This window comes from Arthrobacter sp. TmT3-37, from assembly GCF_054510835.1.
In genome coordinates this window covers 261706-282441 of the sequence record NZ_JBTNDU010000004.1, presented here as the reverse complement: position 1 = coordinate 282441, position 20736 = coordinate 261706, and the positions used below count along the sequence as shown (strand labels likewise).

At 66.1% G+C, this 20736-nt stretch carries 20 protein-coding genes; 14 read left to right on the top strand and 6 right to left on the bottom strand.

Annotation, left to right across the window (positions count from 1 at the left end; genetic code table 11):
- Positions 1-72: 72 nt before the first annotated feature.
- Positions 73-1206, bottom strand: coding sequence for a tyramine oxidase subunit B (locus tag ACX80U_RS08395; RefSeq protein WP_459268073.1), 1134 nt, complete (start codon positions 1204-1206; stop codon positions 73-75).
- A gap of 152 nt (positions 1207-1358) precedes the next feature.
- Positions 1359-1949 (bottom strand): HutD/Ves family protein, encoded by a 591-nt coding sequence (locus tag ACX80U_RS08390; RefSeq protein WP_459268072.1) that lies wholly within the window; start codon positions 1947-1949, stop codon positions 1359-1361.
- A gap of 159 nt (positions 1950-2108) precedes the next feature.
- Here ACX80U_RS08390 and glnT point away from each other — a divergent pair, with 159 nt between their 5' ends.
- The 7 genes from glnT to ACX80U_RS08355 are packed head-to-tail and all read left to right on the top strand — an operon-like array spanning position 2109 to position 9671.
- On the top strand, positions 2109-3482 hold the full coding sequence (gene glnT / locus ACX80U_RS08385; RefSeq protein WP_133081233.1) for a type III glutamate--ammonia ligase: 1374 nt from the start codon (positions 2109-2111) through the stop codon (positions 3480-3482).
- A 30-nt stretch (positions 3483-3512) separates the two neighbouring features.
- Positions 3513-4421: a class II glutamine amidotransferase domain-containing protein gene (locus ACX80U_RS08380; RefSeq protein ID WP_459268071.1), complete on the top strand. Its 909-nt coding sequence runs from the start codon at positions 3513-3515 to the stop codon at positions 4419-4421.
- On the top strand, positions 4409-5167 hold the full coding sequence (locus tag ACX80U_RS08375; protein WP_459268070.1) for a GltB/FmdC/FwdC-like GXGXG domain-containing protein: 759 nt from the start codon (positions 4409-4411) through the stop codon (positions 5165-5167). The genes ACX80U_RS08380 and ACX80U_RS08375 overlap by 13 nt, the downstream gene beginning before the upstream one ends.
- Positions 5168-5180: 13 nt before the next feature.
- A complete protein-coding gene (locus ACX80U_RS08370; RefSeq protein WP_459268069.1) occupies positions 5181-6545 on the top strand; it encodes an FMN-binding glutamate synthase family protein in 1365 nt (454 codons plus the stop codon).
- Between the two features lie 10 nt (positions 6546-6555).
- Entirely contained in the window at positions 6556-7695 is a 1140-nt protein-coding gene (locus ACX80U_RS08365) for an FAD-dependent oxidoreductase (protein WP_459268068.1), read from the top strand.
- A gap of 48 nt (positions 7696-7743) precedes the next feature.
- The gene (locus ACX80U_RS08360; RefSeq protein ID WP_459268067.1) at positions 7744-9021 is read left to right on the top strand and encodes an allantoate amidohydrolase; all 1278 of its coding nucleotides are present in this window, start codon (positions 7744-7746) and stop codon (positions 9019-9021) included.
- A gap of 59 nt (positions 9022-9080) precedes the next feature.
- Positions 9081-9671 (top strand): helix-turn-helix domain-containing protein, encoded by a 591-nt coding sequence (locus ACX80U_RS08355; RefSeq protein ID WP_459268066.1) that lies wholly within the window; start codon positions 9081-9083, stop codon positions 9669-9671.
- A 112-nt stretch (positions 9672-9783) separates the two neighbouring features.
- Here the strand turns inward: ACX80U_RS08355 and ACX80U_RS08350 are convergent, their stop codons facing one another.
- From ACX80U_RS08350 to ACX80U_RS08335, 4 genes are all read right to left on the bottom strand, one after another.
- Positions 9784-10485, bottom strand: a complete 702-nt coding sequence (locus ACX80U_RS08350; RefSeq protein ID WP_459268065.1) for a riboflavin kinase — start codon at positions 10483-10485, stop codon at positions 9784-9786.
- A 103-nt stretch (positions 10486-10588) separates the two neighbouring features.
- Positions 10589-12103, bottom strand: coding sequence for an NAD-dependent succinate-semialdehyde dehydrogenase (locus tag ACX80U_RS08345; RefSeq protein WP_459268064.1), 1515 nt, complete (start codon positions 12101-12103; stop codon positions 10589-10591).
- A gap of 117 nt (positions 12104-12220) precedes the next feature.
- Positions 12221-13750 carry a BCCT family transporter gene (locus ACX80U_RS08340; RefSeq protein ID WP_459268063.1) on the bottom strand — a complete coding sequence of 510 codons (1530 nt, stop codon included), beginning with the start codon at positions 13748-13750 and terminating at the stop codon, positions 12221-12223.
- A gap of 130 nt (positions 13751-13880) precedes the next feature.
- Positions 13881-14861 carry a flavin reductase gene (locus ACX80U_RS08335; RefSeq protein ID WP_459268062.1) on the bottom strand — a complete coding sequence of 327 codons (981 nt, stop codon included), beginning with the start codon at positions 14859-14861 and terminating at the stop codon, positions 13881-13883.
- A gap of 143 nt (positions 14862-15004) precedes the next feature.
- Between ACX80U_RS08335 and ACX80U_RS08330 the strand changes: the two genes are divergently transcribed.
- The 7 genes from ACX80U_RS08330 (at position 15005) to ACX80U_RS08300 (ending at position 20520) form a co-directional block, all read left to right on the top strand.
- Positions 15005-15661 carry a GntR family transcriptional regulator gene (locus ACX80U_RS08330; protein ID WP_459268061.1) on the top strand — a complete coding sequence of 219 codons (657 nt, stop codon included), beginning with the start codon at positions 15005-15007 and terminating at the stop codon, positions 15659-15661.
- A gap of 122 nt (positions 15662-15783) precedes the next feature.
- Positions 15784-16410, top strand: a complete 627-nt coding sequence (locus ACX80U_RS08325) for an amino acid synthesis family protein (protein ID WP_459268060.1) — start codon at positions 15784-15786, stop codon at positions 16408-16410.
- A complete protein-coding gene (locus ACX80U_RS08320) occupies positions 16407-16958 on the top strand; it encodes an amino acid synthesis family protein (RefSeq protein WP_133081243.1) in 552 nt (183 codons plus the stop codon). Before ACX80U_RS08325 ends, ACX80U_RS08320 begins: the two co-directional genes overlap by 4 nt.
- On the top strand, positions 16955-17713 hold the full coding sequence (locus ACX80U_RS08315; RefSeq protein ID WP_459268059.1) for an alpha/beta fold hydrolase: 759 nt from the start codon (positions 16955-16957) through the stop codon (positions 17711-17713). The genes ACX80U_RS08320 and ACX80U_RS08315 overlap by 4 nt, the downstream gene beginning before the upstream one ends.
- Complete coding sequence (locus ACX80U_RS08310) at positions 17706-19187, top strand: aldehyde dehydrogenase (protein ID WP_459268058.1); 1482 nt, start codon at positions 17706-17708, stop codon at positions 19185-19187. Before ACX80U_RS08315 ends, ACX80U_RS08310 begins: the two co-directional genes overlap by 8 nt.
- 12 nt (positions 19188-19199) lie before the next feature.
- Entirely contained in the window at positions 19200-19442 is a 243-nt protein-coding gene (locus tag ACX80U_RS08305) for a tautomerase family protein (protein ID WP_459268057.1), read from the top strand.
- Positions 19443-19476: 34 nt separating this feature from the next.
- On the top strand, positions 19477-20520 hold the full coding sequence (locus ACX80U_RS08300; RefSeq protein WP_459268056.1) for an LLM class flavin-dependent oxidoreductase: 1044 nt from the start codon (positions 19477-19479) through the stop codon (positions 20518-20520).
- Positions 20521-20736: the final 216 nt, after the last annotated feature.

The following is a 20736-nucleotide window of genomic DNA, read 5'->3' as shown; positions in this document are numbered from 1 at the left end:
GTGCGCCCGAACCCCGCATCGAGTCCGCCCCGCTCTCACCGGCGGGGCGGGTGCGTCGTGTCGTGCACCGGATCAGGCGAGGGCCGGGGTCTCCCAGAGGTTCAGTACGGTGCCGATATTCTTCTCCTCGGCGGCGTGGAAGAGGTCTGTCGCCCATGCGACGTCCTCCACGGGCATCCCTCCGACGGAGTAGAGGATGATTTCCTCGTTGTTACGGCGACCGGGGAGCTTCCCGGTCGCGATGTCCGCGATCTCCTCGATCTTCGATGCCGGTATCGTGTGGTTCTCGAGCAGCCCATACCAGTGCGAACCCGGGATGCCCAGGATCTGATAGGCGGTGGGGCCGTACTCCTCGAGCCACGCCTGGTAGAGGCCTTCGGCATCGATCACCAGGCGTGCGTCCCCTGTGAGGAAATCGTCATCGAATCGCGCTGCGGCTGGAAGCAGCAGCAGAGCGCCGGGCTTGATGGCTGACTGCGGGAAGTAGGGGAAGGCCTCACTTCCCGCTGCGTCCGTGGTGGTGGTCGCCATCACGATGTCGGCATCGGCGATCGCCGCCTCGATCGTCCCGTCCGAGGTGATGCTGCTGAGCTGCGGGAACTTCGCTGTCGCCCAGTCGACGAATGCCTGCGTGCTGCCTTCGCTGCGGCCCTTGACCAGGACGGTGTCGATCGAGGGGCGCAGCGCCAGCGTCGTCTCGAGGACCGACCGGGCGATCACACCCGGGCCGATCACGGCCGCGACCTTCGCGTCGGCCCTCGCGAGGTGCTTCACCCCGACACCGGGTACGGCGCCCGTGCGGTAGGCACTGAGAAGATTCGCACTCATGATGGCAAGCGGCGCGCCCGTGTTCCGGTCGTTCAGCACGAAGACATGGACCGATCGGGGCAGGCCCTTCTGGCGGTTCTCCGCGTTGGAGCCGTACCACTTGACGCCCGAGGTGCCGAAGCGACCGCCGAGGTAAGCGGGCATCGCCATGAACCGGCGATCCGGCCCGTCCTTCGGCATGCCGTCGAACGCGGGGTGTTCGGGGAACGTGATCATCGCGCCGTGGGAGTTGCCGTTCTCTCCCGCCATCCGGTAGTCGCCCTGACGCAGGAGGACGAGGGCCTCTTCCATGACGTCGGTGCAGCGGACGACATCGCCGACGCCGGCCTCGATCATGTCGGGTTCACTGAGGTAACGGAAGTTGATCTCGGTCGACATCTGAGCTCCTTGGTGATTCATGAAGTGAAACAGCGATTACCTCAAGTAAACCCACACTGTATTTCCAGCCGGCGCTGTGGAGATTTCCGCCGTGTAACTTCCCTCCGGCCGGGAGGCATCGCGGAGAGCCCGTGATGCGTGCGGTGACGTAGTCACGGCCGCCTGTGGACGTCGATGAAGACGGCCACTGCGTCGGTGAAGTGCAGGTCCTCCACGCCGACACCACACAGGAGGAAGTCCATCGACTGAAGGATGTCCCCCCGGGAGGTGGTGGCGCTCCCCGCCAGCACCAGGACGGCAACAGTGCTGGGTGCGAGGCGCCGTCCTCCTTCGACGGGGAGCACCCTCATCACCCCCCGGCACGAGCGCCCGGTCATGAGATTGATGGCGGTGGCGGGACCTTGCGGAAGGGCGACGCTCACCTCGTCCTCCCCCGGGAAGGTGATCAGCCCCCACTCGTCGAGGGTCGTCGCGGCGCCGGCGACATCCAGTGCGACGCCCGCCCCGGAGGCGATGAGGAAGGTCCTGTCGATGCCGGGGAACCGGGAGAACGCTGCGTCACGCGTCAGATCCGCGACACTGATACGCCACCCGAGGTCGGTTGCGGATCCTACCGCGCCGCATGCGGCGATTTCCCGCGTCGTACCTGCTCCGTTCTTCCACGGGCCGGGTGGGACATCCCCCGTGCGGACGATCGAGCCCGCAGGGGGCCTCCGGGCGCCGACCGTATTCTCCTGGACCACCAATGTCCGCTTCCTCTCTCACGGCACGCATGTCAGTGACTGCGCGTCGTCGGCCGTGTCACGCAGAGTTAACACCCCGCATGCCTGTCGGAAACACCAGCTTGTCTACTGTAGTTCAACGACGTTTCACTAGAAGCAACAGTAGGCGACAGGAATCTCATGACAAGTCTTGCAACCCCGAAGGCGCAGACCGCCATGGCATCACCGGCTGAAGCGGGTCGCATCTCCCTGGCTGACATAGCGAAGGCCCACGACGTGCGCTTCCTGCTGGCCACGTTCGTGGACATGACGGGCAAGCCCTGCGCCAAGCTCGTTCCGGTGGAAGCGGCGGACGAGTTGGAGGCAGGAGGCATGGGCTTCGCCGGCTACGCGGCCGGCCTCATCGGGCAGAAGCCCCAGGACTCCGACCTCATCGCGGTACCGGATCTGACATCGTTCACACCGGTCCCCTTCATCAGGAAGGGCCTGGCGATCATCCACTGCGACCCGCACGTCGGCGGGAAGCCATGGCCGTACGCGCCGCGCGTCATCCTCAAGAACACCCTCGCAAGGCTGGCGGAGGAGGGTATGCAGGCGAAGATCGGGGCAGAAGTCGAATACTTCCTGGTGAACAAGAACCCGGACGGGACGCTCAGCACGGCCGACCCCAAGGATGATTCTCCCCACCCGTGCTACGACGCGCGTGGCGTCACCCGCATGTACGAGCACCTGACGTCGATCTCCGAGGCCATGAACGGGCTGGGCTGGGGCAACTACGCCAACGACCACGAGGACGCCGCGGGCCAGTTCGAGCAGAACTTCAACTACGCCGATGCCCTCACCACGGCCGACCGCGTCGTCACCCTGCGGTACATCCTGAACATCCTGGCCGAGCAGCGCGGCATGACCGCGACCTTCATGCCGAAACCGTTCACCGACCGGACGGGCACCGGGCTCCACTTCCATCTCTCGCTGTGGGGCGGGGACGAGGCGTTGTTCCCCGACGCGCACGACGCCAAGGGGCTCGGACTCTCCGCCCTTGCCTACTCCTTCATCGGAGGCCTCCTGGAGCACGCGCCGGCGCTGCAGGCCTTCCTCGCACCCACCGTCAACTCCTACAAGCGCACCGGTGCCACCACCAGCTCCTCCGGTGCAACCTGGTCTCCGCGCAAGGCGTCGTTCGGAGGCAATGACCGGACCCACATGGTCCGGGTCCCGGACGACAAGCGGATCGAACTGCGCTCCGGGGACGGCTCCGCCAATCCGTACCTGGCCATTGCCACTGCCATCGAGGCAGGGCTCGACGGCGTCAGGAGCAGGATCGATCCGGGATCCCCTTCCGGTCCCGGGGAGTCGCGCCCGGAAGCTCATCTTCTTCCCGCGACGCTCCTCCACGCGGTCGAGGCCCTGCGCCGCGACCCCGTCATCCTCTCCAGTCTCAGCGGCGACGAAAGCATCGGCCGGTACTACGCCGATGCCAAGGAGGAGGAATTCCTGAGCTGGCACAACCAGGTCAGCGACTGGGAAGTCCGTACGTACCTCACCTCCATCTGATCCGCCCTACATCACGAAAAGGACCCCATCATGTGCGGAATCGCCGCGCTGCAGCTGCGCAATCCCTCGCTGCACCCCCAACTGGGCACACTGCTGTCCTCGATGCTGTGCCAGATCGTGGACCGGGGACCGGATTCGGCCGGCCTGGCCGTGTACAACGTGCCGAATCTGGTCTCCGCCGGCACCTCGACCCTGAGCCTCCTCGGCAGGAACCAGGGCTCGGACCCTGCGACGATCACGGCAGCCCTCGACGATCTCCTGCCGTCGGATGCGGCCACGACCGTGCAGATCATCGGCGATACCACCTTGGTCAACGCAGCTGTCACGACCGACCTCCTGGTCAAGGCCGTCAGCGAGACCCTGCCCGGGTCGACCATCATCGGCCGGGGTGAGCACGTGGCTGTGATGAAGAGTGTCGGTCACCCCATGGAGATCGCCGCCGACCACGACCTGGCAGCGATGGGTGGGAGCCAGGGACTGTCCCATACCCGCATGGCTACCGAATCAGCGGTGACGGCCGGCGGCTCGCACCCGTTCTCCGTCGCGGACGACCTCTGCCTGGTCCACAACGGCTCGTTCTCGAACCACGCCACCGTGCGCCGCACCCTCCTGCGGGAAGGAGTGGTGTTCGACTCGGAGAACGATACCGAGGTGGGCGCCCGGTACGTCGCTTCCCGCCTGGCACAGGGCGACACGCTGGAGGAGGCCCTGGTCAACCTCGGGAGGGTCCTCGACGGCTTCTACACCCTCGTCGTCACCACCGCGGACAGCATGGCCGTGGTCCGTGACCCCATCGCCTGCAAGCCCGCCATCATTGCGGAGACGGACGACTACGTCGCGATGGCGTCGGAATACCGCGCCCTTGCCGCCCTGCCGGGCATCGAGCGCGCCCGCATCTTCGAACCAGAACCCGGAAAGGTCTACACATGGTCACTCTGACAGTCCCCGACGCCGCAGCACCTGGCTCGGACATCAGCACGGGCACCGACGAAGGAGGGGACGCAGCCGGGACGATCACGATCGATCTCGACCTGGCGGCGGTCCGGGAGCTGAACCAGACACTGCATGACGCCGTCGACGGCCAGTCCTGGACCGTCACCAGCCCGGGCGGCAAGCACAGCCTCGCTGTCGGTATCGACGCCGTCATCGACGTCACCATCGAGGGCCATGCCGGTTACTACGCCGCCGGCATGCACCAGAAAGGGAACGTCACCATCAACGGCAACGCCGGCGTCGGCCTGGCGGAGAACATCATGTCCGGCTCCGTCCACGTCACGGGCGATGCGTCCCAGTCCGCTGCCGCGACCGGTCACGGCGGCCTGGTCGTCATCGACGGCAACGCAGGAGCCCGCTGCGGGATCTCCATGAAGGGCGTGGACATCGTCGTCGGCGGAGACATCGGCCACATGTCGGCGTTCATGGCCCAGGCAGGCCGCCTCGTGGTCTGCGGTAACGCCGGTGACGCGCTCGGCGACTCGATCTACGAGGCCCGGATCTATGTGCAGGGCTCTGTCGCTTCGCTGGGTGCGGACTGCATCGAGAAACCGATGAGGCCGGAGCACATCGACGAACTCGCCAACCTGCTCGCCGTCGCCGGCCGCGCCGACGATCCGGCGGACTTCCGGCGCTACGGCTCTGCCCGGAACCTGTACCACTTCAACGTCCACAACTCGACGTCGTACTAGTAAGGACGAATCCATGACCCTCACCCCCCTCCAGCAGGACATCCCGGTTCAGACGCCTGCCCGCGACATCGCCGAACTGGGCCTGCGCGAATCCTCCACCTTCGACCGCGCCACCATCGCCGACATCCAGCGCGCCGCCGCCACGGGCGTCTATGACATCCGCGGGTGGGGGGCCAAACGCAAGGTCCCGCACTTCGACGACCTCCTCTTCCTGGGTGCATCCATGTCCCGCTACCCCCTCGAGGGCTACCGCGAGAAATGTGACACCGACGTCGTCCTCGGTGACCGCCACGCGTCCAGGCCCCTGCACCTGCAGACCCCGGTGACCATCGCCGGCATGAGCTTCGGCGCCCTGTCCGCCAACGCCAAGGAAGCACTCGGACGCGGTGCGAGCGAGGTCGGCACCTCCACCACCACGGGTGACGGCGGCATGACCCCCGAGGAACGCGGCCAGTCCAAGCACCTGGTGTACCAGTACCTCCCCTCCCGGTACGGCATGAATCCGGACGACCTGCGCAAGGCGGACGCCATCGAGATCGTCCTCGGCCAGGGCGCCAAGCCCGGCGGCGGCGGCATGCTGCTGGGCCAGAAGATCACCGAACGCGTCGCCGGGATGCGGACCCTACCCGTGGGCATCGACCAGCGTTCAGCCAGCCGCCATCCGGACTGGACCGGGCCGGACGACCTCGAGATCAAGATCGGCGAGCTCCGTGAGATCACCGACTGGAAGACGCCCATCTACGTCAAGATCGGCGCCTCACGCCCCTACTACGACACCGCCCTCGCCGTGAAGTCCGGAGCCGACGTCGTGGTCGTCGACGGCATGCAGGGTGGTACCGCCGCCACCCAGCAGGTGTTCATCGAGAACGTCGGGATCCCCACGCTCGCGGCCATCCCGCAGGCTGTGCAGGCGCTGCAGGAGCTCGGCGTCCACCGCAAGGTCCAGCTCATCGTCTCCGGGGGCATCCGCACCGGCGCCGACGTCGCGAAGGCCCTGGCACTGGGGGCGGACGCCGTCGCGATCGGCACCGCAGCCCTCATCGCGCTGGGGGACAACGATCCCCGTTATGCGTCCGAATACAGCGCACTCGGGTCCGCCGCGGGCTTCTACGACGATTTCCAGGACGGCCGCGACCCCGCCGGCATCACGACCCAGGACCCGGATCTCGCCTCCCGCCTCGATCCCGTTGCAGGCGGGCGGCGCCTCGCGAACTACCTCCGCGTCCTCACGATGGAAGCCCAGACCATCGCCCGGGCCTGTGGGAAGTCGCACCTGCACAACCTCGAACCGGAGGACCTCGTGGCCCTGACGATCGAGGCCTCCGCCATGGCCCGGGTCCCCCTCGCGGGCACCAGCTGGATCCCGGGCGCAGGATAGGGAACCCTTCATGACTTCCACCGATTATGTCGTCGTCGGTGCCGGCCTCGCCGGTGCCGCTACAGCCTGGCAGCTCGCAGCCCGCGGGTACCAGGTCACACTCGTCGAACGCACCACTCCGGCAAACCACGACGGCAGTTCCCATGGATCGGCACGCATCTTCCGCTACGCCTACCCGGACCCGTTCTACACCCGGGCCGTCATCGAATCCCGGGCGCTATGGGACTCGCTCACCTCGGCGGGCGGACACGACCTCATCAGCGCCGCCGGCGCCGTCGACCACGGTTCCGGACGCAAACCGGCACTGCTCGCTGATGTGCTGGCCCGCGCAGGAGTCGACCACGAATTGCTCAGCGCCGCTGAGGCACGCGATCGATGGCCCTCCATCGACTTCGACAGTGATGTCCTGTGGCACCCCGCCGCCGGAGTCATCGATGCCGAGACTGCTGTCACCACGATGGTCGGACTCGCCGCGGAGAACGGCGCGACCGTGGAGACTGGGTGGGAACTCCACCACCTCGAGCACCGCGAGAACGGCTACTGCTTGACCTCCACCTCCGGTGAGACCCTCAACGCCGGTAACGTCATCATCAGCGCCGGCGGCTGGCTGCCGCGCCTGCTCGACGGCCTGGCTCTTCCCTCGGGGTTCCTCGCCGGACTCCCGGAGATCACCGTCCGGCAGGAACAGGCGTACCACTTCCGGTACAGGGACCCGACAAGCGTAGGGACGTGGCCCACCTTCATCCACAAAGCCGCGACCATGCAGACCTACGGGCTCCCCGGAGGACGGGACGCCGGCCACGTCGGGCAGAAGGTCGCCGAATACAACGGCGGACCCAGCATCCCGTCCGCTGCGGAGCAGACCGGCCGCGTAGATCCCGCCAACCGGCACAGGGTGGCGGACTACGTGCGCCGGTACCTCCCCGGTCTCGATCCCGAACCATACGCCGAAACGACCTGCCTGTTCACCAACACGCCCGCCGAGGACTTCATCATCGACAGGGTGGACGGAATCACCATCCTCTCGCCCTGCTCCGGGCATGGGGCCAAGTTCGCCCCGCTCATCGGACAGTGGGCAGCCGATCTCGCAACCGGCTCGGGCAGTGTCCCGCGACGCTTCCGCCCGTCCCTGAACGTCAGCAGCCGCTGACCCCCGTTCGTCCTCGGTTATCCACGCTACGACAGAATCGGACCGATCATGGTGCCCTCCCCCGCTGCCCCGACCACCGACGTCACTGCTCTTACTGGACCCACGGGAACCAGGGGAACGACCGTCAGCGGTCTCCTGCGGAGCATCACCACTGTGGGCAGGGACCGGGCGCGGGGCGGTTTCACGCGTCCGGTGTTCTCCGTCGCGGAGATGGATCTGAGGACATGGTTCGTCGAGCAGGCAGAACTGCGCGGCCTGGAGGTGAGAACGGACTCCAACGGGATCATCTGGGCATGGTGGGATACAGCCTCGGGAATCCGGGAGAACGCGGTGGTCACAGGCAGTCACCTCGACTCCGTGCCCGGCGGCGGAGAGTTCGACGGGCCCCTCGGCGTGGCCTCCGCCCTGGTCGCCGTCGACATCCTGCGTGCGCGAAAGCTCGAGCCCCAGCGGCCACTGGTGTTAGCGGTCTTCCCCGAGGAGGAAGGCTCACGGTTCGGAATCGCCTGCCTCGGATCACGCCTCCTCACCGGCGCGATCGATGCGGACAAGGCCCGCCTGCTCAAGGACGCGGACGGCACCACGTACGCCGATGCCGCGGCGTCCCAGGGCCAGGACCCCGGAATGATCGGCGTCGACCACCGCATCCTTGCGCAACTCGGCGTCTTCGTGGAGCTGCATGTGGAGCAGGGACGCGGCTTGATCGACCTCGACCAGCCCGTGGCCATCGGCTCGTCCATCCTGGGGCACGGCCGCTGGAAGCTCAGCGTCAGTGGCCAGGGGAACCACGCCGGAACCACGCTGATGACCGGCCGTCGGGATCCGATGGTCGCTGCCGCGAAGATGATCGTCGGTATCCAAGAGATCACCAGGTCATACCGGGATGCCCGCGCCACGGTCGGTCGGCTGCAGCCGGTCCCGGGAGGGACCAACGTCATCGCCTCCCGGGTGGACCTGTGGGTCGACGTACGACACCCCGATGACTCGGTCACGGCCGCCGTCGTCGAAGCCATCCAGGCCCGCGTTCTGGTGCACGCTGCCGAGGAAGGGTGCACCGCCCGCCTCACCATGGAATCCCTCAGCCCGACAGTCCACTTCGACGGTGCGCTGAGGGACCGCCTGCAGGAGCTTCTTCCCGCCGCACCCGTCCTGCACACCGGTGCCGGACACGATGCGGGGGTCCTCGCCGCCCACATCCCCACGGCCATGCTGTTCGTCCGGAATCCTACCGGCATCTCGCACTCGCCGGAGGAGCTCGTCGAGGACGACGATGCAGAAGCAGGTGCCGTTGCGCTGGCCGACTCACTCGCCGGGCTGCTCTCCTGAGACGCCCGGAGGCTCAGCGTGTGCCACCTCTGCTCATGCTTCTACCTAGGATGGCAGCTATGACCGAACATGCTCAGGACGACGATGGCGGCGGGAAGATCGAGCAGGTCATCGGCACCCAGGTGAGGCACTACCGGACGGCCCAGAACCTGTCGTCCGCCGAACTCGCGGCTCGGACAGGGCTGTCCAAGGGCATGATCTCGAAGATCGAGACCGCCAGCACATCCTGTTCGCTCACGACACTGCAGCGACTTGCCGACGGACTCACCATCCCGGTCACAGCGCTCTTCCGCGGAGCTGATACCGACCGTGATGCCACCTTCACCAAGAGTGGCGAAGGCAGCGTCACCGTCCGCAGCGGCACCCAGCACGGCCACGAATACCGCGTTCTCGGGACTCTCAAGGGCCGACCGGATGCAGTCGAGCCGACTCTTGTCACGCTCAGCAACGCCTCGGACGTCTTCCCCTTGTTCCAGCATCCAGGTACCGAATTCATCTACCTGCTCGCCGGCAGGATGACCTACGGGCATGGACCCTACGAGTACACGATGGAACCCGGAGACTCGCTCCTGCTCGACGGAGAAGGACCGCACGGCCCCCTCGAGTTGCTCGAACTACCCATCCGGTTCCTGGCCGTCGCAGCCCGCTGAGCGAGCGGTGGAGTCCTTCGTCATGGGTTCCGGCGGGCAGAGACTCACCGCGCACTCTTCGAGTCCTCGTCCGGTGTGATGAGGCACATCTCTCCAACGGCTGCGCGCGTTCCTAACGTTGCGACAGGTCGGCGCCCGCGTCCATCAGCAGTTCCAGGGACGGGTATCGATGACGAAGGTATTCCACCGGGAGTCGGGTCTGCCTGGCTACCCAGTCGTAGCTGAGAGCCTGCGCGGGGCAGGCCAGGACAGCGCGGGAGATCAGTTCCTGCCGTCGCTGATCGCGCAGGGCGAACTGCTGCTCCCGGTTCCGGGGGCGGGTGCGTCCTGTCGGGCCCCAGCCGCGGTGTCGATCCTTCTGAGCAGCCTCGGTTGTCCGGGGCAGGCCGTGCTGCTGCGCCCAGGCTCCGACGTCCGCGACGTCGCGGTGAAGCTGCCGTACAAGGTGCGACGAGTCCTCGAAGCCCCACTGGGGACGAAGGCGATGGATGAACTGCACCCGAACCCGCTGACCGTAGATCTGGTCATCGAAATCGAGGAGGAATGCCTCGATCAGACGCACTCCGTCCTCCGCGTAGTAGGTGGGCCGGCTACCCAGGGAGATCGCTGCAACATACTCTCGTCCGTGCTGGTGCGGGTTCACGTGAACCGTCCCTGCCCAGACGCCGTCCTCGAGCATCACCGATCCACCAGCGAGGTTCGCGGTGGGAAAACCGAGGAGACGACCACGCTTGTCCCCGTGAACCACAACTCCCTCGACCACACCGTTCTGCGGACTCGCTACTGCTGGGTGCCCGTTGTTGGGTGCCTGCATCTCTTACCTTTCCCTGAAGGACGATCAGAATGAGTTGGACTGTGCAACAGGTCAGCCGATGGCGGTCGGCCCACTCGTCGAGAACGGCGAAGAGCATCCAGCGTCAGGATGATGCGGACCAGGGGTTCTCGATGCCGATGTACTGGGTGGTGGTGTACTCGGCGATGCCTTCTGCTCCGCCTTCACGCCCGATACCCGACTGTTTCACCCCGCCGAAGGGTGCAGCTGCATTGGAGATGACACCGACGTTCAGGCCCATGAGCCCGAATTCGATACGGTCGCCGATGCGCAGGCCGCGGGAGATGTTCTCGGTGAACACGTAGGAGGCGAGTCCGTACTCGGTCGAATTCGCCAGGTCGACGGCTTCGTCCTCGGTCGAGAAGGTCACCACCGGTGCTACCGGACCGAAGATCTCCTCGCGCACGACCCGGGCGTCCCTGGGTACGTTCGTGAGCAGGGTGGGCTGGAAGAAGTACCCCGGGCCGTCGACGCGCGAGCCGCCGACGACCACTGTCGCCCCCTGCTCGACAGCGTCCTGCACGAACTTCTCGACGGAGTCCCGCGCCTTGGCTTCTACCAGTGGTCCGACGTTCGTCCCCTCGTCCGTTCCGTTGCCCACGGACAGCGCTGACATCTCGTCGGCGAGCTTGGCGACGAACTCGTCAGCGACGGATTCATGGACGAGGAGACGGTTGGCCGCGGTGCACGCCTCACCCATGTTGCGCATCTTCGCAGCCATGGCCCCGGCTACGGCCTTGTCGATGTCCGCGTCCTCGAAGACGATCAGCGGACCGTTGCCGCCGAGCTCCATCGAGGTGCGTAGCACGTTGTCCGCCGCCAGCTTCATCAGTTCCTTGCCGACGGGCGTGGAGCCGGTGAAGGACACTTTGCGCAGACGCGGATCAGCCATGATCGGCTCGGAGACGACCGAGGCCGACGCCGAGGAGACCACGTTGAGGACTCCGGCGGGGATGCCGGCGTCGATCATGATCTGGGCGAAGTACTGCGAGGTCAGAGGTGTGAGGCGGGCCGGTTTGAGCACCATGGTGCAGCCTGCAGCGACGGCAGGTGCGATCTTGCGGGTGGCCATCGCCAGGGGAAAATTCCAGGGCGTGATGAGCAGACATGGCCCCACCGGCTTGCGCGAGACGAGCATGCGCAGGTTGCCTTCCGGCGCCTCCGAGTATCGGCCGTAGTCGCGTACGGCTTCTTCGGAGAACCAGCGCAGGAACTCAGCGCCGTACTTCACCTCGCCGATGGCTTCTGGGAGGGGCTTGCCCATCTCGAGGGTCATCAGCAGCGCCAGGTCTTCGGCGCGAGCCCGGACCAGGTCGAAGGCCCGGCGCAGGATCTCCGAACGGGACCGGGAAGAGGCCCGCGCCCAGGGCTCCTGAGCCTCGGCGGCGGCATCCATTGCCGCTTGTGCATCCTCGCGGGTGGCAGAGGCCATGGTCGCTATCACCTCGGCGGTGGCGGGGTTCTCCACCGGAAAAGTGCCGCCATCCGAGGCGTCCTGCCACCTGCCGTCGATCAGGAGCCCGGTGGGGGTCTTCGCCAGTACTTCCTCGATCCTCTCCCGCATCGTCGGTGTTTCCAGGACCAGGGTGGGGTTGCTCATGTATCGGCCTCTTTGTTGGTGTCTTCGGGATGGGAAAGGTACGTCCCGGGGCGCTCGGATGCAGAGTCGACGGGCGAGGCAGGGGCATTGTGCCCGGCTCCTGCCCCGCCGTCGAGCTCAGCGCTGGTCCGCGCTGGAACCCTGGTGCGGGATGTCCCCGAGGCGGGCGCGACGCAGCAGTTCGAACTCCGGGTCCTTGCGTAGCTCGAGGATCAGCGAGATGCCAAGGATCGCCACGATGATCGTGAAGGGCAAGGCGGACAGCATCGCCGCCTGCTGCAGGGCTGCGAGTCCGCCGGCCGCGAGGAGAAGCACTGCGCAGAGCCCCGTCAGTACCCCCCACAGCGTGAGGACGGGCCTGGTAGGCGTCAGGGTGCCCTTGGACGAGAGCATGCTCAACACGTAGGTGTTCGCATCGGCACCGGAGATGAAGAACAGTGCAACCAGAAGCACGGTCAGCACGGCGGTGACCTCGGAGAGCGGGAGCTGATCGAGCATCGTGAAGAACGCGGAGTTGATATTGGCGGTGGTCGCTGCACCGATACCAGCCCCGTCCATGTCCATCTTGATGGCCGCGCCACCGAAGATGGTGAACCAGGCGAAGAACACCAGGCTGGGTACCAGGAGCACGCCGGCCACGAACTGCCGGACGGTCCGCCCCTTGGAGATCTTCGCGAGGAACACCCCGACGAAGGCCCCCCAGCTGAGCCACCAGGCCATCATGAAGTAGGTCCACCACTGCATCCATTGCAGATCCTCGGGCGTGGAGGGGGTGATCAGGCTGGTGGTGAAGAAGTCGCTGGCGTACTGGCCGACGGACCGGAAGAAGAGGTTCGAGATGAAATTCGTCGGCCCCATCACGAACACATAGACCGCCAGGAGGGCCGAAAGGCCCATGGTGATCTCACTGACGTACTTGATGCCCTTGTTCACCCCGGAGAGCGCCGAGAGGGTGAACAGGACGGTGATCACGGCGATGATGACGATCTGCACTGCCAGGTTGGTCGGCAATCCGAGGATGCGGTTCAGGCCCTCGGCGATCTGCGAGGCACCCAGGCCGAGGGAAGTGGTGGTCCCGAACAGTGTGGCGATGATCGCGAAGATGTCGATCGCCTTCCCGAACCAGCCATCGACGAGCCTGCCGAGTACGGGTCGGAGCATCGGTGATACCAGCCCGGGGCGCCCCTTGCGGTGGGTGGAGTACCCGATGGCCAGCCCGAAGACCCCGAAGACCGCCCACGCGTGGAGGCCCCAGTCGAAGAAGCTGTACTGCATGGCCAGGACGGCCGCGTCCATCGTCTCGGGTTCGGCCAAGGCGTGCGGTGGTGCCATGAAGTGGGAGATGGGCTCGGCGACGCCGTAACTGACCAATCCGATGCCCATGACCGCCGAGAGGATCATGGCCAACCATGCCCACGTGCTGTACTCGGGGCGGGCGTCGTTGGACCCGAGGCGTATGCTGCCGTACCGGCTGAAAGCCAGGAAGAGCAGCAGGCCGATGCTGAGCAGGGTCACGATCAGGTAGCTCCACCCGACGGAGCCCGCTGCCCAGTTGATACTCGCGGTCATGACCCCGTTCAGGGACGTCGGGGACAACGCGGCCCAGAAGACGAACGCCGCAATGAGTGCGATCGAGACGACGAACACTGCCCCCGGCTTGGTTCTCCGTGACAGGCGGCCGTTATGAGAACGGGTCGGGGTTTGTGGATCGAGGTGCTGGACCACGGTTTGCTCCGGTTTCTGTGGCGCGGGAGGAGGGCTCACTCTTCGGCTGGATTCACAGCTGGGTGAGGTCGTTGCTGTCGTAGAAGCGCCCCGCTTTGTAGATGATCGGGGTGGTCTCGACGACTTCTGCGTGGCGGACCCTGCAGATGAAGACGGTGTGGGTCTTGGCCTGGAATCGCTCACGGATCTCGGCCTCCAGTGAGGCCGGGGATCCGTCGATCAAGGGGCTTCCGTTCGGCCCTGCATGCCAGTCGACCTCGGCGAACTTGTCGGCGGACTTGGAGGCGAATGTCGCGATCGTCTCCCGCTGCCCGGTACCGAGGATGTTGATGCCCAGATGCGTTGCGGCGAACAGTGCCGGGTAGGTGGAAGAGGTCTTCTGTATGCACACCATGACCAGCGGTGGCTCGAGGGAGATGGAGGCGTAGGCGTTGACGGCCAGGCCCTTGGGCACCCCCTGATCCTGGGTGGTCACGACCGTCACACCGGTGATGAACTGGCGGTTGAAGGTTTTCATCACCTGCGGGTCGGGTTCGCCCGAGAAATCATCGAGCGTGATGTCGCCCGACGTCGATGGAGCATCGCTCAGATGACGGATGCCCAGGCTGTGCAGAAGCTCGGAGCCGTCCCACGTGACCTCTTCCCGGTCGATCTTTCCGTCCACGAGGTTCACATGGTTGCAGCCGCGGGTCTGCACACGGCGGTTCGTAGCCGGCACGCCGAGGAAGGTTTCCGTGTGGGTCCCGGTTGTCGTCCAGAAGATCGCAGCCGTGTCGCCCTCGGTGACCACTGAATCGATGGTCGTCACCAGATCCGGGAAGCCGGACCGAATGGTCTCGATCTCGTTCTGCAGATCGGCCAGTTCTGCGTGGTTGCCGGTGGAGCGGCTGACCCTCACGTAGTCGGGTGTGACGATCGATGCCAGAGCGGCCACGTCTCCGTGGTCCCAAGCAGCACCCCAGGTGGAATCAAGAGTCTCTCGAAATGTCTGTTGCATGGTAGACAACGTAATCCACATCACATAAGTGGTCAACAGCTTGAGCGGCTTTCCATGTTAAGTCGCGGTGAACGTCCTGTTTCGTGGGTTCGGGCCCTGTCGTCTTGACGCGCTTCACGCAGGTCCCTAACGTTTGTTGTATGCAACAGCTTCTACATTCCGAGGACCAGGACCTCAGCGTGAGCGAGACACCCCTGCTCGACCGTGTGCGCCAGTTGGTGCTCAGTGGCAGCTTCTCGCCGGGCGCGCCGCTCTCAGAAGTCTTCCTGGCACAGGAGTTCGACGTCAGCCGCACCCCCATCCGCGAGACGCTGAAGCAGTTGCAGCACGAAGGCCTCGTGGAGATACGCCCGAAGGTGGGGACTTTCATTCGCGAGCCCACCCGCCGGGAGATCGTGGAGCTCTTCCAGCTCAAGGAGAGTCTCGAGGGTCTTGCAGCGGGCCTTCTGGCCCGTCGTGGCTCGGTGCCGGAACTTGACGTGCTCGAGCACAACATCGAGGAGTCGGACCGTGCGACCGTGAACCAGGATGCGGCGCGGTACGCGGAACTCGTCCACGAGTTCCACCGCACCATCATCACCGGTGCGGAGAACTCCAAGCTGGTCGAGCACTACGACCGACTCATGAATCAGTTGGCCTACCACCGGCTCGTGCTGCGCACCGCTGAGCACCCTGGTCGTATCCGTGCTTCCACGGGTGAGCACCGTGTGGTGCTGACGATGATCCGGGACAAGGACCATTTCGGAGCCGAAGCGGCGATGCGCAACCACGTCCACGCGTCGGCTCGGGAAGTCCTCACCGACGCCCGCACCGCTCCCGTCCAGCTCTCCTCCTGATCATTGCTCACGCCCGCCGGCAGCCACGGAAGACCTGCGTCGTGCGCAGCCCCGAGCCTGTACCCCAGGCGGGCGAACCATCCCGTTGACGTCATCACCCCCCGGAAAGGCCCTACATGTCCATGACCGAGCGAACGGCCCCCGGAGCATCCGGTGCGGGCGTCCGGAAAATCGTCTACTACCAGGAGGACGTCCTCCTGGAGAACGGCCAGAGCCCGGCCGGGTCCATCAGGCGTGCGACTGTCGCAGCCGTGGTGTCCAACCCCTGGGCCGGAACCGGCCCGGACACGGATCTTGCCTCGGCCACGGAGGATCTTGCTCCGCAGTTGGCTCGCGTGCTCACCGACCGCCTGCTCGAGGGGCTGGGCGGAGCCGAACAGATCGAGGCTTTCGGCAAGGCCGCCATCGTGGGAACCGCAGGGGAGATCGAGCACGCCGGGGCTCTGATCCACACCCCGTTCTTCGGAAACCTCGTCCGCGAATTCCTGGAGGGATCATCGATCATCTGTTTCGCTGACGACCGCGCCGAGCCGGGTCAGCCGTTGGTGGTGCCGATGTGGCACAAGACCCACGCCGCGACCCGCAGCCACTACCAGACCATCACCACACGGGTGAGCGATGGTCCACGGGCCGACGAGATCGTCGTCGTCGTCGCTGCCTCCACCGGATCCCGACCCCACCCGCGCATCGGGGACCGTATCACCGACCCCGTCGTCACATCCGCCATCCTCGAAGGAGCTTCCGCATGAATACACGCAAGATCGTCACCCTGGTCGAAGAAGTCCTCACCGAAGGTGGCCGGCCTGTGGAGCCGGCAGCACGTGTAGCCGTCGTCGCGGCCGTCATCGCCAATCCCTGGGCGGGACAGGGGTTCGTCGAGGACCTCAACCCCGGTATCGACGCGACCGCGTCCGATGTGGGAGCCCTGTTGGCAGCTCGCGTGGTCGAAGCCCTCGGAGCCCCGGTGGAAGCGTTCGGCAAGGCCGCCATCGTCGGCCTCGACGGCGAGATCGAGCACGGTTCGGCGCTCATCCACACCCTCAAGTTCGGCAACCATTTCCGCGACGCCGCGTCAGCGACCACCCTGCTGCCCGCCGTGGAAAAGCGTGGACCCGCCGGGGTCGCCTTCGACATCCCCCTCAAGCACGTCACGGACGCCACCATCCGGTCCCACCACCAGAGCATCGAGGTGCGGCTGGCGGACGCACCCCACGCAGGTGAAATCGTCATCGCCCTTGCCGCAGCAGCCCAGGGCCGTCCCCAGCAGCGCCTGGCTCCCCTGAGCAGCGAGCAGTGACCCTCCCCCAGCCCCTCCCGATCGTCCTCCTCCACGGCGTGGGACTGGACCGAACCATGTGGGAACCCCTGACAGCCGCACTGCAGCCGCTGACTGGTCAACCCGTCGTCGCCCTCGACCTACCCGGCCACGGTGACCGGCCCGCACTCGAGGGCCCCACGACGCTCGGGGACCTGGCTGAGGATGTCGCCGGACGACTGCCTGGACGGTGCCACCTCGTGGGGTTCTCCCTGGGTGCCCTCATCGCACAGCACCTGACCCTGCATCGCCCCGAACTGGTGGCAACGCTGACCAGTGTGAGTTCCGTCTGCCGGCGCACCGCCGATGAGTCCCTCTCGGTGCATCAGCGACTCCAGGGTGCCAGGGCGGACTTCCGCGGCAGCGTGGAAGCCTCGATGGAACGGTGGTACCCGCAGGGCCACGGGGTGGACCAGGAACGGGTCGAACAGACCCGGACCACGCTTCTGGCGAATCCGGTGGAGTCCTACCTCCACGCATACGAGGTGTTCGCCACCGGGGACGCCGAGATAGGCCCGGATCTCGGGCTCATCGACATCCCCTCACTGGCTGTGACAGGAGAGCGTGATCCCGGTTCCACCCCGGAGATGACCCACCGGCTCGGCAAAGCCATCCCTGGGACGAGAACTGTCATCGTCCCCGGCGCCCGCCACATGCTCCCGGTGGAACAGCCCGACGAACTGGCGCGCATCATTCATCACTTCATCAAGGAATCGAGTCGAGAAGACCATGTCTGAGCGATACGACCACTTCATCGGCGGACACTATGTCGCGCCGGTCGCGAACGAATACTTCGCGAGCACCAACCCGGCCACCCTGGAAGTCCTCTACGAGGCTGCCCGCGGCACAGCCGCGGACATCGACACCGCAGTCACGACCGCCGGCCGGGCGTTCCACGACCCACGGTGGCGGGACCTCTCCCCGACCAGACGCGGGCACCTGCTCCGAAGCCTCGGTGACCTGGTCGGGCAGCACGCCGAGGAATTGGCGCGACTGGAGTCAGAGGACAACGGCAAGCTCCTCCGTGAGATGCGGGGTCAACTCACCAGCCTGCCCGAGTACCTGTACTACTACGCAGGGCTGGCCGACAAGGTCCAGGGCAGCCAGATCCCCACGAACTCGGTCCAGATGCTCAACTACACACAGCGCGAAGCACTCGGAGTGGTTGGCGCGATCACACCCTGGAACTCGCCCCTGACGCTGACCACCTCGAAACTGGCCCCGGCCCTGGCCGCCGGCAACACCCTGGTCATCAAGCCCTCCGAGTACACCTCGCGCACGGTCCTGCGTCTCGCCGAACTCGCCGTCGAGGCGGGATTCCCCGATGGGGTCATCAACGTGGTCACCGGATACGGCGTCGAAGCCGGAGCGCCGCTGGTGGACCACCCGGGAATCGCAAAGATCTCCTTCACCGGATCCACCGCCACCGGGTCGCGCATCGCCGCCTCCGCGGCCGCCCGCTTCATCGGCTGCACCTTGGAGCTGGGCGGAAAGAGCCCCAATATCGTCTTCGACGACGCGAACATCCCCAATGCCGCGATGGGCGTCGTCGCGGGCATCTTCGCCGCCGCCGGCCAGACCTGCATCGCCGGCAGCCGCGTCTTCGCCCACCGGTCGATCTACGAGGAGTTGCTGGAGAGGGTCGCGGAACGGGCACGCACCATCGTCATCGGCGATCCCCTGCTCGACGAGACGGAACTGGGGCCCCTGGCGTTCGCCGCGCAGCGGGACAAGGTCAGCTCCTATGTCGAGCTCGGCGTCAGCGAGGGCGCGACCGTTCTCACCGGCGGAAAACGCCCCGACGTCGATCTGCCGGGCTACTTCTATGCCCCGACCGTTCTGACCGGGGTGGACAACACCATGCGCGTCACCCGGGAGGAGATCTTCGGACCCGTCGCCGCGATCATGCCCTTCGACACCGAGGAGGAAGTCCTCCGGCTGGCGAACGACACCGACTACGGCCTGGCAGCCGGCGTATGGACCCAGAACCTCGCCCGCGCCCACCGCATGAGCCGTGGGCTGGAAGCGGGCACGATCTGGGTCAACACCTACCGGGCGATGTCCCCGATGTCCCCGCGCCAGGGCTACAAGAACAGCGGCGTGGGTATAGAGCACGGCGTCGAATCGATGCACGAGTACACACACCTCAAGAGCATCTGGATCAACACGGACGAAGGCCCCGTCGCCGATCCCTTCGTCATGCGCGGTTAGGGGAAGCCGATCATGCCCCTCATCGACGTGTCCATCGCCGAAGGACGCAGCCCTGACCAATTACGCGCCCTGGTGTCCGCCCTCCACAGGGCAGCGGAGGAGACGGTCGGCGCGCTCCCACAGAACACCACGGTCATCATCAGGGAAGTGCCCGACACCCACTGGTCGAAAGGGGACCTCACCATCGCCGAGATGAAGAGCCACCCCGAGCCACCCCGAGCCGATCCGAACGACCTGAACGACCTGACGACCTGACGACTTCGTAACCGCACCACAGGAGGTACCAACAATGCGTTTCTCGCTATTCGCCCACATGGAACGGTGGGACACCGCCGTGAGCCACCGACAGCTCATGGAAGATCTTGTCGAGCTGGTGCAGATCGCCGAGGTCGGCGGGTTCTCCACCGTCTGGACCGGCGAGCACCACGCCATGGAGTACACGGTCTCCCCCAGCCCCATGCCCGTGCTCGCCTACCTCGCCGCGAAGACGACGACCATCCGCCTCGGTGCGGGGACGCTCATCGCCCCGTTCTGGAATCCCATCCGTGCCGCTGGGGAGTCCGCCCTCGTGGACGTGATCAGCAACGGACGACTCGAACTCGGGATAGCCCGAGGGGCCTACCAGTTCGAGTTCGACCGCCTCGCCGGAGGCATGCCCGCGGCCGCCGGCGCTCAGCACCTGCGCGAACTGCTCCCGGCGATGCAGGCCCTGTGGCAGGGTGACTACGCCCACGACGGCGAGATCTGGCAGTTCCCCACCTCGACCAGCGTGCCGAAACCGGTTCAGGACACCATTCCGATCTGGGTCGCGGCACGCTCCCCCGAATCGCACGAATTCGCCGTGGAGAACGGCTTCAACATCATGGTCACCCCGCTGATGAAGGACGATGCCGAAGTCGCCGACCTCACCGGCAAGACCCGGGCCGCTGTGGAGAAGTTCCCGGGCGCGAAGAAGCCCGAGGTCATGTGCCTGCGTCACACGTACGTGCACGCAGCCGACGATACCGAAGGCTGGCGCCCAGGGGCCGCCGCGATCAACCGCTACTACAGGTCCTTCGACGCGTGGGCCGGCAACAAGACGACGCCCGTCGACGGATTCCTCGACCCCTCACCCGAGGAGAAATTCGCGGACCGGCCGGAGTTCGAGCCGGAAAGCCTCCACAGGTCAGCGATGATCGGGACCCCTGACGAGGTGGTCACCCGTATCAAGCACTACCAGGAGCTGGGCATCGACGAATTCAGCTACTGGATCGACAACGGTATGACTCACGAGGAGAAGAAGAAGTCCCTTGAACTGTTCGTGAAGGAGGTCGTTCCGGCCTTCAGTGCGTGACTCGGATATCGTGTCGCAGCCGACGATGCGCGAGCGTCGAGCGAAGATGCTCGGGATCTTCGGAGCGGGCTCGGGCGTCGGCCCTGGCCGCCTGGCTCTGTAGCAGGCCCACCGTGCTCCCGGCACTTCGATGACCGGGAGCGCGGTGGCCGGGACCTCGCCTCCCCGGGCGACTTCTGCAAGGGTGGGAGGACCAGCCCTGCCAGGAGGATCTCC

What these genes read in the sequence shown, in the direction of transcription:
- ACX80U_RS08395 (WP_459268073.1), bottom strand. Translation starts at nt 1,206, where the DNA reads ATGTCGACCGAGATCAACTTCCGTTACCTCAGTGAACCCGACATGATC.
- glnT (WP_133081233.1), top strand. Translation starts at nt 2,109, where the DNA reads ATGACAAGTCTTGCAACCCCGAAGGCGCAGACCGCCATGGCATCACCG.
- ACX80U_RS08380 (WP_459268071.1), top strand. Translation starts at nt 3,513, where the DNA reads ATGTGCGGAATCGCCGCGCTGCAGCTGCGCAATCCCTCGCTGCACCCC.
- ACX80U_RS08375 (WP_459268070.1), top strand. Translation starts at nt 4,409, where the DNA reads ATGGTCACTCTGACAGTCCCCGACGCCGCAGCACCTGGCTCGGACATC.
- ACX80U_RS08370 (WP_459268069.1), top strand. Translation starts at nt 5,181, where the DNA reads ATGACCCTCACCCCCCTCCAGCAGGACATCCCGGTTCAGACGCCTGCC.
- ACX80U_RS08365 (WP_459268068.1), top strand. Translation starts at nt 6,556, where the DNA reads ATGACTTCCACCGATTATGTCGTCGTCGGTGCCGGCCTCGCCGGTGCC.
- ACX80U_RS08360 (WP_459268067.1), top strand. Translation starts at nt 7,744, where the DNA reads ATGGTGCCCTCCCCCGCTGCCCCGACCACCGACGTCACTGCTCTTACT.
- ACX80U_RS08355 (WP_459268066.1), top strand. Translation starts at nt 9,081, where the DNA reads ATGACCGAACATGCTCAGGACGACGATGGCGGCGGGAAGATCGAGCAG.
- ACX80U_RS08350 (WP_459268065.1), bottom strand. Translation starts at nt 10,485, where the DNA reads ATGCAGGCACCCAACAACGGGCACCCAGCAGTAGCGAGTCCGCAGAAC.
- ACX80U_RS08345 (WP_459268064.1), bottom strand. Translation starts at nt 12,103, where the DNA reads ATGAGCAACCCCACCCTGGTCCTGGAAACACCGACGATGCGGGAGAGG.
- ACX80U_RS08325 (WP_459268060.1), top strand. Translation starts at nt 15,784, where the DNA reads ATGACCGAGCGAACGGCCCCCGGAGCATCCGGTGCGGGCGTCCGGAAA.
- ACX80U_RS08320 (WP_133081243.1), top strand. Translation starts at nt 16,407, where the DNA reads ATGAATACACGCAAGATCGTCACCCTGGTCGAAGAAGTCCTCACCGAA.
- ACX80U_RS08310 (WP_459268058.1), top strand. Translation starts at nt 17,706, where the DNA reads ATGTCTGAGCGATACGACCACTTCATCGGCGGACACTATGTCGCGCCG.
- ACX80U_RS08305 (WP_459268057.1), top strand. Translation starts at nt 19,200, where the DNA reads ATGCCCCTCATCGACGTGTCCATCGCCGAAGGACGCAGCCCTGACCAA.
- ACX80U_RS08300 (WP_459268056.1), top strand. Translation starts at nt 19,477, where the DNA reads ATGCGTTTCTCGCTATTCGCCCACATGGAACGGTGGGACACCGCCGTG.